The sequence below is a fragment of the Pseudomonas sp. PME37.24/025 genome, from assembly GCF_055556615.1.
The window spans coordinates 137,696-150,979 of the sequence record NZ_JBVHNK010000010.1 but is presented as its reverse complement, the minus strand read 5'-3'; the positions used below and the strand labels follow the sequence as shown (position 1 = coordinate 150,979).

The 13,284-nt window shown below is 59.7% G+C and carries 12 protein-coding genes; 6 read left to right on the top strand and 6 right to left on the bottom strand.

Going from position 1 to position 13,284, the window contains the following annotated elements:
- The first annotated feature begins 55 nt into the window (after positions 1-55).
- The gene (locus tag ACZ3HH_RS19145) at positions 56-1,390 is read left to right on the top strand and encodes a DEAD/DEAH box helicase (protein ID WP_038981420.1); all 1,335 of its coding nucleotides are present in this window, start codon (positions 56-58) and stop codon (positions 1,388-1,390) included.
- A gap of 149 nt (positions 1,391-1,539) precedes the next feature.
- On the opposite strand, the gene ACZ3HH_RS19140 is transcribed toward ACZ3HH_RS19145, so the two are convergent.
- Both ACZ3HH_RS19140 and ACZ3HH_RS19135 read right to left on the bottom strand, forming a co-directional pair.
- Positions 1,540-2,781 (bottom strand): TIGR03862 family flavoprotein, encoded by a 1,242-nt coding sequence (locus tag ACZ3HH_RS19140; RefSeq protein ID WP_465806757.1) that lies wholly within the window; start codon positions 2,779-2,781, stop codon positions 1,540-1,542.
- A 295-nt stretch (positions 2,782-3,076) separates the two neighbouring features.
- Complete coding sequence (locus tag ACZ3HH_RS19135) at positions 3,077-3,997, bottom strand: histone deacetylase family protein (protein ID WP_305447001.1); 921 nt, start codon at positions 3,995-3,997, stop codon at positions 3,077-3,079.
- 93 nt (positions 3,998-4,090) lie between these two features.
- Between ACZ3HH_RS19135 and ACZ3HH_RS19130 the strand changes: the two genes are divergently transcribed.
- The 3 genes from ACZ3HH_RS19130 to ACZ3HH_RS19120 all read left to right on the top strand — a co-directional run bounded on the left by ACZ3HH_RS19130 (position 4,091) and on the right by ACZ3HH_RS19120 (position 6,226).
- The gene (locus ACZ3HH_RS19130; RefSeq protein WP_465806754.1) at positions 4,091-4,660 is read left to right on the top strand and encodes a GNAT family N-acetyltransferase; all 570 of its coding nucleotides are present in this window, start codon (positions 4,091-4,093) and stop codon (positions 4,658-4,660) included.
- Between the two features lie 106 nt (positions 4,661-4,766).
- On the top strand, positions 4,767-5,636 hold the full coding sequence (tesB, locus tag ACZ3HH_RS19125) for an acyl-CoA thioesterase II (RefSeq protein WP_465806752.1): 870 nt from the start codon (positions 4,767-4,769) through the stop codon (positions 5,634-5,636).
- Positions 5,633-6,226 (top strand): HAD family hydrolase, encoded by a 594-nt coding sequence (locus ACZ3HH_RS19120; protein WP_465806750.1) that lies wholly within the window; start codon positions 5,633-5,635, stop codon positions 6,224-6,226. The genes tesB and ACZ3HH_RS19120 overlap by 4 nt, the downstream gene beginning before the upstream one ends.
- A gap of 114 nt (positions 6,227-6,340) precedes the next feature.
- Here ACZ3HH_RS19120 and ACZ3HH_RS19115 read toward each other — a convergent pair whose 3' ends face one another.
- From ACZ3HH_RS19115 to ypfJ (ACZ3HH_RS19105), 3 genes are all read right to left on the bottom strand, one after another.
- A complete protein-coding gene (locus tag ACZ3HH_RS19115; protein WP_465806748.1) occupies positions 6,341-7,300 on the bottom strand; it encodes an alpha/beta fold hydrolase in 960 nt (319 codons plus the stop codon).
- Entirely contained in the window at positions 7,300-8,193 is an 894-nt protein-coding gene (ypfJ, locus tag ACZ3HH_RS19110) for a KPN_02809 family neutral zinc metallopeptidase (protein ID WP_465806746.1), read from the bottom strand. Before ypfJ (ACZ3HH_RS19110) ends, ACZ3HH_RS19115 begins: the two co-directional genes overlap by 1 nt.
- A 127-nt stretch (positions 8,194-8,320) precedes the next feature.
- On the bottom strand, positions 8,321-9,181 hold the full coding sequence (gene ypfJ, locus ACZ3HH_RS19105; protein WP_465806744.1) for a KPN_02809 family neutral zinc metallopeptidase: 861 nt from the start codon (positions 9,179-9,181) through the stop codon (positions 8,321-8,323).
- Between the two features lie 207 nt (positions 9,182-9,388).
- Between ypfJ (ACZ3HH_RS19105) and ACZ3HH_RS19100 the strand changes: the two genes are divergently transcribed.
- Both ACZ3HH_RS19100 and ACZ3HH_RS19095 read left to right on the top strand, forming a co-directional pair.
- Positions 9,389-10,165 (top strand): IclR family transcriptional regulator, encoded by a 777-nt coding sequence (locus ACZ3HH_RS19100; protein WP_465806742.1) that lies wholly within the window; start codon positions 9,389-9,391, stop codon positions 10,163-10,165.
- A gap of 380 nt (positions 10,166-10,545) precedes the next feature.
- Complete coding sequence (locus tag ACZ3HH_RS19095; protein WP_465806740.1) at positions 10,546-11,481, top strand: DMT family transporter; 936 nt, start codon at positions 10,546-10,548, stop codon at positions 11,479-11,481.
- Here the strand turns inward: ACZ3HH_RS19095 and ACZ3HH_RS19090 are convergent.
- Entirely contained in the window at positions 11,471-12,808 is a 1,338-nt protein-coding gene (locus ACZ3HH_RS19090) for an MFS transporter (RefSeq protein WP_460144483.1), read from the bottom strand. The genes ACZ3HH_RS19095 and ACZ3HH_RS19090 overlap by 11 nt on opposite strands.
- Positions 12,809-13,284 lie beyond the last annotated feature (476 nt).

The window sequence follows — 13,284 nt, the reverse complement described above, 5'->3', positions numbered from 1 at the left end:
GCGCCATTGCACACTCGTTTTGCACAACCGCGCTGAATTTTCCTACGGTACTCCCATGACTTTCGCCACCCTTGGCCTGATCGAACCCTTGCTGCGCGCTCTCGAGACGCTCGGCTACCAGACCCCTACGCCGGTGCAGACACAAGCGATTCCGGCGGTGCTGGCCGGTCGTGACCTGATGGCAGCAGCCCAGACCGGCACCGGCAAGACCGCCGGTTTCGCCTTGCCGCTGCTGCAATTGCTGGCCATGGAAGGGCCGAAAGTCAGCGCCAACTCCGTGCGCGCACTGATCCTGGTGCCGACTCGCGAACTGGCTGAACAGGTTCACGAAAGCGTGCGTCAGTACGCCGAGAACCTGCCGTTGAGCACTTATGCGGTGTATGGCGGTGTCAGCATCAACCCGCAAATGATGAAGCTGCGCAAAGGCGTCGACCTGTTGGTGGCGACTCCGGGCCGCTTGCTCGACCTGTTCCGTCAGAACGCGCTCAAGTTCAACCAGTTGCAAACGCTGGTGCTGGACGAAGCCGATCGCATGCTCGATCTGGGCTTTTCTGAAGAGCTGGGCAACATCTATAAAGCCTTGCCGAAGAAACGTCAGACGCTGTTGTTCTCCGCGACCTTCTCCGACGCTATCCGCACCCTGGCCGGGCAAATGCTCAACGACCCGCTGAGCATTGAAGTCAGCCCGCGCAACGTCGCTGCCAACACCGTCAAGCAATGGGTGGTGACGGTGGACAAGAAGCGCAAGTCGGAGCTGTTCGTTCATTTGATGCGCAAAGGCAAGTGGAAGCAGGTGCTGGTGTTCGCCAAGACCCGTAACGGCGTAGACGCGCTGGTGGAAAAACTCCAGGGCCTGGGCATCAATGCCGACGGCATCCACGGCGACAAACCTCAGGCGACCCGTCAGCGGGCACTGGATCGTTTCAAGGCCAGCGAAGTGCAAATCCTTGTAGCCACCGACGTGGCAGCGCGTGGTCTGGATATCGAAGATTTGCCATTGGTGGTCAACTTCGACCTGCCGATCGTGGCGGAGGACTACATCCACCGTATCGGTCGTACCGGCCGTGCGGGCGCAACCGGGCAGGCTATTTCGCTGGTGTGCGCCGATGAGGTGAATCAGCTGTCAGCTATTGAGATGTTGACTCGTCAGACGTTGACTCGCCAGATGGAGCAGGACTTCGAGCCTGAACACCGCGTGCCGGATACCGACGCCAGCGGTCAGGTTGTCAAGAAGCCGAAAAAACCGAAGAAGCCAAAAACTTCGAGTGGCGGCAAGCGCAACCTGGGCAAGTGGGTCGAGAGCGGTGATGCTTCGGCGCCGGAGCCTTCGATCAAGCCTGTGCGTAAAGTGCCGGTGTTTAATACCGGGCCGCGTAAGCGTAAGCCTTGATTAGCTGCGGCGCCTCTTAGGCCGCCATCGCGGGCAAGTCGAATCGTCGCACCGCCGCTCCCACAGGGATCTTCAGTGAACACAGAATTTGTGTAAAACGGAGATCAAATGTGGGAGCGAGCCTGCTCGCGATGGACGCGCCTCGGTCTTCAATCCTTGCGCCGCAACCACTCCACCATCCCCAGCCCAGCCGCTCGCCCACTGGCGAAACACGCGGTCAGCAGATAGCCGCCGGTCGGCGCTTCCCAATCGAGCATTTCACCCGCGCAGAACACGCCGGGCAGTTGCTTGAGCATCAAACGTTCATCCATTGACTCGAACATCACGCCCCCCGCGCTGCTGATGGCCTCGTCCAATGGCCGGGTTTTCACCAGCGTCAGCGGCAATGCCTTGATCGCCTTGGCCAGCAATGCCGGATCGGTAAAGTAGCCGGCGGGTGTCAGTTCCCGTAACAACGCCGCTTTCACGCCATCAAGCCCAAGCTGACTATGCAGGTGCTTGGCCATGGAGCGTGAGCCGCGCGGTTTGCTCAGCGCAGACTGGATTTTATCCACAGGCTTGCCCGGCAACAGATCGAGGTGAACAGTTGCCGAGCCGTGTTGATTGATCGTTTCGCGGATCGGTGCCGACAGGGCGTAGATCAAACTGCCTTCAATCCCCGTGGCAGTGATCACACACTCCCCGAGTCGCGGCACATCGTCATTGAGGCCAATGGCGATGTTTTTCAGCGGGGCGCCTGCGAATTTGCTGACCATCAATTCGCTCCAGGCCTGCACCTCGAAACCGCAATTGCTCGGTTGCAGCGGCGCCAGTCCTACACCGCGTTGTTCCAGCGGCAGCATCCAGGCACCGTCCGAACCGAGGCGCGACCAACTGCCGCCGCCGAGGGCCAACAGGATGGCGTCGGGTTGAATGGTTTTTTCACCCTCTGGACTGTCGATGCGCAAGTCACCGTTGCCATCCCAACCGAGCCAGCGATGGCGGGTGTGGATAACGACGCCGGCATCGCGCAGGCGCTTGAGCCAGGCACGCAGCAGGGGCGCGGCTTTCATGTCGGTAGGAAACACCCGGCCGGAACTGCCGACAAAGGTTTCGATACCGAGGTCATGAATCCATTGGCATAAAGCGTCGGCACCGAAGGACCGTAACAACGGTGCAATCTGCGGCGCCCGTTCGGCATAGCGTGAGAGAAACGCCGGATAGGCCTCGGAATGGGTGATGTTCATGCCGCCGACCCCGGCGAGGAGGAATTTTCGCCCCACTGAAGGCATGCCGTCGTACAGGTCGACCTTGATCCCGGCCTGGCTCAGCACTTCAGCCGCCATCAAACCGGCGGGGCCGCCGCCGATGATGGCGACGTGAGGGGGGAGGGAAGTGGAGGGCTGGGTCATGGCGAGAGCTGCGGCGTGGCGGAATAAGCCGCGCATTCTAGCAGTGCACGATAACTGTGGGAGCGGCGGTGCGGCGATCCGACTTGCCCGCGATAGCGGACTATCAGGCAACAAAGATATTGAATGTGCCGACCTCATCGCGGGCAAGCCCGCTCCCACAGGGGGCATTGGTGTTTTCAAAGGTGGTTAAAAAACAACCACCGCTCTGTAGCCTATATCCCGCATGGCCTGCAGCCCCTTTCACTCAGGTTATCCACAGGCGGTTCCACAGGCATTGTGGGTAAAGACCCATAGATCAATGACAACCTGATGACTGCCAGACCCGTTGGGCGCTGTGATGGAGGATGCCATGACGGCGCGCCAAAGCCTTGCGGTCCTTGCTGTAGCCGCCGCCAATCACCCCGACCACCGGAATATCGCGGCCCAGGCAATGGCGCATCACGCTTTCATCACGAGCGGCGACGCCTTCGTCTGTCAGCTTCAGATAACCCAGGGCGTCATCCTTATGCACATCGACACCGGCGTCGTACAGCACCAGATCCGGTTGGTAGAGCGGCAGCAAATAGTTGAGCGCGTCGTCCACCACTTTCAGGTAATCGGCATCGCCCATGCCCATCGGCAACGGAATGTCCCAATCACTTTCGGCTTTGCGTGCAGGAAAATTCTTTTCGCAGTGCAGGGAAACGGTCACTGCTTCCGGAGTGTTGTGCAGAATCCGTGCAGTCCCGTCACCCTGATGTACATCGCAGTCGAAGATCAGCACCCGATTCACCCGGCCACTTTCCAGCAGGTAATGGCTGATCACCGCCAGGTCATTGAAGATGCAGAATCCGGCGGGATGATCGTAATGCGCGTGATGAGTACCGCCGGCCAAGTGACAGGCCAAACCATGCTCCAGTGCCTGTTCCGCCGCCAGCAGCGAGCCACCGACCGCTCGCACCGTGCGCCGGGCCAGCGCTTCGCTCCAGGGCAGGCCGAGGCGTCGCTGATCTTCGCGGGACAACTCGCCGCCCATATAGCGTTCGATATACGCAGGGTCATGGGCGAGGGCGAGAATCTCTGGTGGGCAGAGGTCCGGGCGCAGCAAGTCGGTGTCGCGGGCCAGGCCACTGTCCACCAAGTGATCGCGCAACAGGCGAAACTTGTCCATGGGGAAGCGGTGATCCGCCGGGAACTCGGGGCTGTAGTCTTCGTGGTAGATCAATGGCAGGGGCATGGCTGATTTATACAGAAAGGCCTGTAGGAATGAGTGAAGGATCCTACCAGCGATGTAGACTTGGCGGCATGAAAACGGAGGGGCGGGGGCACGATGGAGCCAATACTGGAACTCGAAAGCGCACGGCTGTTGTTACGGCAGTGGCGTGATGAGGATTTGCCGGCGTTTGCGGCGATGTGCGCCGATCCACAAGTGATGCGTTATTTTCCGGCACCCTTGAGTCGACTGGAAAGTGCCGCGTTGATCGGACGGGTTCGCGGGCATTTTGCCGAGCATGGTTTCGGGCTCTGGGCACTGGAGCGCAAGGACACCGGGGCGTTCATCGGGTTTACCGGGCTGGGTGTGGTCGGCTTCGACGCCCCGTTTACACCGGCCACTGAAATCGGCTGGCGCTTGGCACGCGAGCACTGGGGGCTGGGTTATGCCAGTGAAGCGGCGTGGACCGCTCTGCGTTGCGGGTTTGATCGATTGCCGCTGAAAGAAGTGGTGTCCTTTACCGCCGAAACCAACTTGCCGTCGCAGAAAGTCATGCAGGCCATTGGCATGCACCATGATCCGGCAAATGACTTCGACCACCCACGACTCGACGCCGATCACCCGTTGCGTCGGCACGTGTTGTACCGCATCACCCGTGAGCAATGGCTGCAAACCTTGCATGGATAAGCAGGCGCGGACGTTTACAATGGCCCTCATGTTGAACCGGGCCATAAACTGAATCGACCGCCGCAGCCCAGACTGCGCGGCATTGCGTTGTGTGAGGAGAGTCTGAATGAGCCAAGTGTTGGAAGATCTGGTAGACCTGCTGACCCTGGAACCGATTGAAGAAAACCTGTTCCGTGGCCGCAGCCAGGACCTGGGGTTTCGTCAGTTGTTCGGCGGCCAGGTACTCGGCCAGTCCCTGTCGGCGGCCAGTCAGACCGTCGAGGCGGCGCGCCATGTGCATTCGATGCACGGATATTTCCTGCGCCCGGGCGATGCCAAATTACCGGTGGTGTATCAGGTCGATCGGGTGCGCGATGGCGGCAGTTTCAGCACGCGCCGTGTGACGGCTATTCAGAAGGGCAACCCGATTTTCACTTGCAGTGCCTCGTTCCAGTACGACGAAGAAGGCTTCCAGCACCAGAGCGAAATGCCGCAAGTGGTCGGCCCGGAAAACCTGCCGTCTGAGCTGGAACTCACCCAGCAGCGCGCGCACCTGATCCCTGAGCACATGCGCGAAAAACTGCTGTGCCCGAAACCGATCGAATTCCGGCCGGTGACTGAAAAAGACCCCTACAACCCGCAGCCTGCCGACCCAGTCAAATATGTCTGGTTCCGTGCCGATGGTGCCTTGGCCGATACCCCGGCGCTGCACAAATACCTGCTGGCCTACGCGTCGGACTTCGGTCTGCTGACCACCTCGATGCTGCCCCACGGCAAATCGGTCTGGCAGAAAGACATGCAGGTCGCCAGCCTTGATCACGCATTGTGGTTCCACGCCGACCTGCGCGCCGATGACTGGTTGCTGTATGCGATGGACAGCCCATGGGCTGGCAATTCGCGCGGATTCTCCCGTGGCAGCGTGTTCAACCGTGCCGGGCAACTGGTGGCTTCGGTCACTCAGGAAGGCCTGATTCGTCATCGCAAGGATTGGGCATGAGCCTGGCCGAGGTGCGGCACTGGGTGTTCGACATGGACGGCACCCTGACGGTGGCCGTGCATGACTTCGCGGCGATTCGCGTGGCCTTGGCGATTCCCGCCGAAGACGACATCCTCACCCACCTCGCTGCGCTGCCGGTCGATGAAGCCGCGGCCAAACACGCGTGGCTGCTGGAGCACGAGCGGGATCTGGCGTTGGGTTCGAAGCCGGCGCCGGGCGCGGTGGAACTGGTGCGTGAGTTGGCCGGGCGCGGTTATCGTCTGGGCATCCTCACGCGCAATGCTCGCGAGCTGGCGCATGTCACGCTGGAGGCCATCGGCCTGGCCGACTGCTTTGCGGCAGAGGATGTATTGGGCCGCGATGAAGCACCGCCCAAGCCACATCCTGGTGGATTGCTGAAACTGGCCGAAGCCTGGAAAGTGCCGGCGAGCGAAATGGTGATGGTTGGTGATTACCGCTTTGATCTGGATTGCGGCCGGGCGGCGGGGACACGGACGGTGCTGGTGAATTTGCCGGATAATCCGTGGCCGGAATTGACTGATTGGCATGCTGCCGATTGCGTGGCGTTGCGGCAGATGCTTTTGGCTTGAGGGATTGTCGTCTGATTAACCGCTATCGCGGGCAAGCCCGCTCCCACAAGGATGGTGCATAACCCTGTGGGAGCGAGCCTGCTCGCGAAGGCGTCAGATCAGGCACCACAAAACTCACTGACCAAACAACACCTTCTGCCCCTCAGGCGACGTAAACATCCCATCACCATCATGCCCGACCCCGGGCACCTCGATCAGCTGCTGACTCAACCCTTGAGAATGGCGTCGCTTCAGATAATTGAAATAGTTGCGCCCACGAATCAATCGAGAAGCACCCTGGGCTTTGGCTTCACAACCTTTATCCAGCGCCGGATGATTCGGGTCGGTGTCCTGCTGCCCGAGTAAATAAACGATGTCACGTTTGACGTAGTTTTCTTCAAGTTGCGCAGGTGTTTGCCCATTGGCATAGGCGGGCAGATCCGCCAGCCCGTACTTCCAGCGATTGAAATTCGGACACCCCGCGTGACTGAACGCCACTGGCCGTTGCTCATTGAAGTAGGCATACGACGAAGGGTTGGCGATCACATAGCGCACTTTCACGCCCTCGGTATCGAGGGCTGGCTGAGGGTGACCCAGCAAGGCATAACGCTGAACCACCTGAGCGCCGCCGGAGTGACCGGCGATGATGATTTGCTTCACATCCGGAAACTGTCGCCGATCGCCCAGTCGCGCGATGATTTCGTCGAGCGCCGCATAGGAGCTCAGCGTAAACGGGGCGGTGGATAAGCCGCCGGCCATCCAGTCATTGCCTTGCCAGCGTAAAACGCTGTCAGGCACCGTATGGCTCGCAATGTCGGTTTCGTTGAGAAACTGCGGGGCGAGTACCAACGTGTTTGCGCTTTGCCCGGCCTGCTCGGCTGCGTGTTCGGCGCTTTGGCGGTAGGTTTCAGCATTGCGTAATCGACCATGGACGATGATCAGCACGCGTTCGATTTTCTCCGGTGTCGGGCCAATGCTCACCGCGATTTCCCCGGCGCTCAACAGCAAGCGCCCGGAACTGATCGCCTTGACGCCCTGCTCGGCAGCCTGGGTGCTTGCGCAGGTGATTAATAGAACCAGCAGCCACTTACGCATCACAGATTCTTCGCGGCAAAGGTGTCGCACTGGCCAACCTGGCCTTGTGCGAACCCGGCCTTGAACCAGCGCACCCGCTGGGCCGAAGTGCCGTGGGTGAAGGAGTCGGGCACCACGCGGCCCTGACCTTGTTGTTGCAAGCGATCGTCGCCGATGGCGTTGGCGGCGTTCAAGGCTTCTTCGATGTCACCGGGTTCCAGCCAGTTCAGACGTTTTTGCGCATTGTTGGCCCAGACACCGGCCAGGCAATCGGCCTGCAGTTCCTGGCGCACCAGCAAACCATTGTCGCCCTCCATCTGCCGGCCCTGTTGGCGAGCGGTCTGAATCTTCGCTGAAACACCGAGCAAGGTCTGTACATGGTGTCCGATTTCGTGAGCGATCACGTAGGCTTGGGCGAAGTCGCCCGCGGCGGAAAAACGTTGGGACATCTCTTGGAAAAAACTCATGTCGAGGTAGACCTTCTGGTCAGCGGGGCAATAGAAGGGGCCGGTCGCCGAAGTCGCCAGGCCGCAGGCCGAGTTGACGCGATTGCTGAACAGCACCAGGGTCGGATCTTTGTATTGCCGATCGGCCTGCTGGAAAATCTGGCGCCAGGTGTCTTCGGTATCGCCAAGGATCGAGCGCACGAATTCGGCCCCTTCATCATTGGCCGGTGGCGCCTTGCGGGTTTGGGTGGTGGCCGGAGCCGATTGCTCGCTCATCTGCCCGGTCAGTTGGCCGAGGATCTGCAGCGGGTCCTGGCCGGTGATCCAGCCGATCCCGACGATCAACAGGATTGCCGTCAGGCTCAGGCCCTTGCCTCCACCGAAGCGCATCCCACCGCCCCCACCACCGACATCATCGCCACGGGCATCAACCACGTTGTCGCTGCGTCGGCCTTTTTTCCAAAGCATGGGGGGAATCCTCGTTGAACATGGTGATGAGTGTTGCTGGTGAGTGAGAGCGGCGCCAGTCCGGTCGTCTGACAGCCCTGAGCGACGAGGGTTCGGTGACCTTGGCTGTTTCGTCGACGCGAGGTAATTACAGGTCCACCGCAACAAAGGTATCGCAGGCGTCGATGCGACCGGCGACGAAACCGGATTTGAACCAGTTCGCACGCTGCGTGGAAGTGCCGTGGCTGAATGTTTCTGGCTGTATCGCAGCGTTACGGGATCGTTGCAGGTAATCGTCACCGAACACGGCTGCGGCATGCAGGGCCGTGTCGACATCGCCGGGTTCCAGCCAGTCATGGCGTTTCTGTGCATGGTGCGCCCAGACCCCGGCCAGACAGTCGGCTTGCAGCTCGACTCTAACCTCCAGGCCTCCATCTCCAATGACGGGCTGATTGTCGGTCAAGGCTTTCTCGAAAGGATCGGAGAGTCCCAGTTCCAGTTGCACGTGATGTCCGATTTCGTGAGCGATGATGTAGGACTGTGCGAAATCGCCGGTCACCGAAAACTGCCGGGCCATGACGCGAAAGAATTCCAGGTCCAGATACACCTGGCGATTGGTCGGGCAATAGAACGGGCCGCTGGCTGAGTTTGCGAAGCCACACGCCGAGGTCACTCGTTCACTGAACAGGGTCAGCGTGGGTTCCGGGTAATGGCGGCCGGTTTGTGCAAAAAGTTGTTTCCAGGTGTCTTCGGTATCGCCCAGTACGGACTGAATGAACATCAGCTGGGGATCTTCAGCAACCCTGGCAGCGGATTGATGAGGCGGTATGTCTGACAGGGTGGGAGCGTCATCCGGCGTCGTACTCTCCGTTGAATAAAGTCCGGCGCCTGCCAGGAGGGTGACGACGGCCACCGTGGCGCCAATTATTTTTCCTGTGGTTTTGCGGGCATCCTTGCCCTCCCGAGTGTCATTTACGTTGTCGCTGCGTCTTGCTCTGTTCCATAACATGTTTGCGCTCTCTCATAGATTGATTGGGCGTGTATCGCCGCGTCTATGAATAACCGCACTGGCAAAGAGGCGTGGATGAAATGTGTAAGGGGTCGTGAAACCACATGCTTTTGGCGTGCAAAGGGGGCGGTTATCGGGCATGGGTTCCAGATTTCGCATTCAGCGAGTTGTCTTCTAGAATCGGGCAAATTTCATGTGGAACTTCCCATGGCCGGCAGTCAGATCGAACGTGTTTTCAGCGTATTGGAAAGCCTCTCCAGTGACCCTCGTGGCTTGCCGATGCAGACGTTGGCAGAGCAACTGGATATCCCCAAGAGCGCGACCCATCGCTTGCTCGCCGAGCTGATTCGGCTGGGCTACGTGCGGCAGAATCCAGAGAACCTGCGTTACCACTTGTCGACCAAGTTGGTGGCCCTGGGTTTCCGCTACCTGTCGAGTAGCGGCGCGGATATCGTTCAACCGGTGCTTGATCGCCTCGCCCATGAAACCGGTGAGCTGGTGCGCCTTGGAGTGATTGAAGGGGAGCGGCAGATCTGGATCGCCAAGTCCCAGGGCGCCCGATCCGGCTTGCGCTACGACCCGGACATGGGCCGCGATGCACCGTTGTTTTACACCGCGTCGGGGCATGCGTGGCTGGCGTGCATGAGCGATGCCGAGGCGTTGTCGCTGGTGGAACGCCAGGGCATTGAGCGGCCCAAGGACCTCGGGCCGAATGCACCGCGCTCCAACATCGAATTGCTCGAACGCCTGCGTCTGGCCAGGGAGCAGGGCTATGCCTGGGTCGAGGAAAGTTCGGCGGTAGGGACGTCGGCAATTGCAGCGGTGGTGCGGCATCCGGGTGATGGCCGGGTGATCGGCGTACTCAGCATCGCCGGGCCGAGTGCGCGGATGCCGGGGGCGCGGTTGCATGAACTGGCGCCGCTGTTGCTGAAGTTTGCAGAGGAATTGTCGGCGGCGAGTCTGGCGTCGGAATTGTTCGTTTAATTCAGCCTGCACAGAAAAACAGTGTGGGAGCGAGCCTGCTCGCGATAGCGAACTTTCAGCCAGTACAGATGTTGAATGTCAGTCCGTTATCGCGAGCAGGCTCGCTCCCACATTTTATAGGTGTGAACTATGCGAATCCGTGCGCTGATCGAACACAATTTGCCGTTACTCCTGTGAGAATCTGGAACCAGGTTCTAAATTATTGGAACCCATCCCGGCAACAATAATCACAAGAGACCTCGCCTTGACTTCAGCCCCTTCGTATTGCCCTGATCGGTGCTGACAACAATGGGCCAACAGCATTACCTGCATCTGCAATCCGTGGCCGACGGTGCTGGAGTTATCGCCGCTTTTGATCTCAAGACACCAAGGGATACCCCATGACCCTCAGCACTCCGCTTTCCGGTGTCAATCAGCCCTTCAAAGGGATTCTGCTGATCGTCGTTGCCACCTTCTTGTTTTCCAGTCACGACGCTTTGTCGAAATACCTCTCGGGGTTCTATCCGGTGATCATGGTGGTTTGGGCCCGCTATGTGGTTCACACGTTACTGATGGCGGGGATTTTTCTGCCGCAGTCCGGGTTGCGTGTCCTACGGACCAAACGGCCATTGCTGCAACTGTTGCGGGCGTTGTGCCTGCTGGGGACCAGTTTGCTGTTCACGACCGGTTTGCTGTTCATCCCGTTGGCGGAAGCCACGGCGGTCAATTTTCTCGCACCGGTATTGGTGACGGCGCTGTCGGTGCCGCTGCTCGGTGAACAGGTGACGCGCGGCCAATGGCTGGCGGTGATGTGTGGATTTATCGGGGTGTTGATCATCGTCCATCCCGGCGGCGAACTGTTCACGCCTGCGGTGTTGCTGCCATTCTGCTCGGCGCTGTTTTTCTGTTTCTATCAATTGCTCACCCGCAAACTCAGTGAAATCGACAGCCCGACCACCAGCAATTTTTTCGCCGGGCTCTGCAATACGTTGGTGATGAGCGCGCTGGTGCCGTTCTTCTGGCAAGTTCCAAGCCTTGGTCATGGGGTTTTGATGGTGGCGCTGGGGGCGTGCGGGATGACGGCGCATCTGTTTCTGACCCAGGCCTTCCGGCACGCCGCGCCCGCGTTGTTGGCGCCGTTCGGCTATTGCCAGATCGTCTTTGCCGGTTTGCTGGGCTGGTTGCTGTTTTCTCACACGCCGACCCTGACCACGGTGATCGGGATCGCGGTGATTTGTTGCAGCGGGTTGGCAGCGGCGTGGCAACAACGGCGTCGACAGGAGGAGGGAGGCAGGCCTGGAATCAGGCCTGCCGAAGGAAGGGATTTCAGTCGGTGACGGTAGGAATCTTGCGCGGTGCCATGAAGTACATCCAGGTCAGCGCGATGAAGTACATCGCGGGGATCATGGTGAACAGCACGGTGTAGTTGTTGTTGGTGATCGTCAGAATGTGGCCGACCAACTGGGTCATGAACATCCCGCCGATTGCCGCGCACATCCCGCCGAAGCCGAACACCGTACTCATCATGTGCTTGGGCGTGTAGTCCATCACCAGGCTCCAGATGTTCGCGGTCCAGGCCTGGTGAGCGCCGATGGCCAGGGAGATGGCAAACACCGCGAGCCACAGGCTGCTTGAGCCGGCGGCCATGACCACGCCGATGATGCAGCAGGCGAACAGGAACATGGACATCAGTCGTGCCTTGATCGGATTGACCCCGCGACCGATCAGGAACGAGGACAGAATCCCGCCACCGACACTGCCGAAGTCAGCGGTGAGGTAGATGATGATCAGCGGGATACCCATCTGGGTCACGTTGATTCCCAGGTTGTATTGCTGATTGAGGAACGGCGGCAGCCAGTACAGGTAGAACCAGAACACCGGCGCGGTGATCGAGTAGGCGAGGGCGAAGGCCCAGGTGCCACGCATGCGCAGGATTCGCGAGAACGGTACGCGGGACTGTTCCGGCTCGACTTCCTTCTGGATGTAGTCCAGTTCCGATTGTTTGACGCTCGGGTGATCTTCCGGGTTGAAGTACTTCAGACCCCAGAACAGCAACCAGATGCCACCCAGTGCCGACATGCACAGGAACGCGGCTTGCCAGCCCCAGACGTGGAGGATCAGCGGCAACAGCATCGGCGTGAACATCGCCCCGACGTTGGTCCCGGCGTTGAAGATGCCAGTCGCTACGGCGCGCTCGCCAGCGGGGAACCACAACCGGGTGGTTTTCACACAGGCTGGGTAATTCGCCGCTTCGGTCAAACCGAGAATGAACCGGCAGACCATGAAGCCCACTGCCGAAGTGGCCAGGCCATGAGCGCCGGTGGCCAGGCTCCAGAGCAGCACCGCGCAGAAGAACACGCGTTTAACGCCGACCCGATCGATCAATCGGCCCTGCAGCACAAAGCCGATGGCGTAGCCGACCTGAAACCAGAAGTTGATGTTGGCGTAGTCCATCGCCGTCCAGCTCATTTCCTTGGCCAGAATCGGCTGCATGACGCCCAGGGCGGCACGGTCGATGTAGTTCAGAGTGGTGGCGAAAAACACCAGCGCCAGCATCCCCCAACGGGTTTTGCCGACCGCCATGGCGCCGCGGATTTTGTCGCCGATACCGCCGGTGGCGACGCCCATGGCCGGAGCCACGCGAGAGCTTTGAGAAGGAAACATGTAGGTGCCATCCGTTCAATGACTGACAAGCGAGGCTTGTCGGGACTTCAAGGGCGCGTGATCAATCGACGGCGCCAGGCGCGGGTGTGATTGATCGGCTGAGGTGTTTTCGTCGGACTGACGACAACGCGTTATTCAGCGAGCGGCACGGTTCGGCCGAGAGGGCGCAAGGTTCGGATGGATGCCAGGTACGGCGGGAGGACGGTGGAGCAAGCAAACAAGGCGTTGAATGAGCGCATGAGCGTGTACCCGTTTTTTGAAATTTTTATGTGGTGTTCAGGGTCTTCGGTAACCGAGTCCATGGGGGCGTGGCCGGACTCAATGTGGTGTCGATGTTGCGCAGTGGACGAAAAATCGTCAATTCGCCAACCGCCATTGTGTTCGATAATCGCCCGCAAAACTAACTGGGTAGTACACTTTGAATTGCTGTGTGGATTCGTCAAGCCAATAATTTGCCCAACAAGAATGTCCCCACC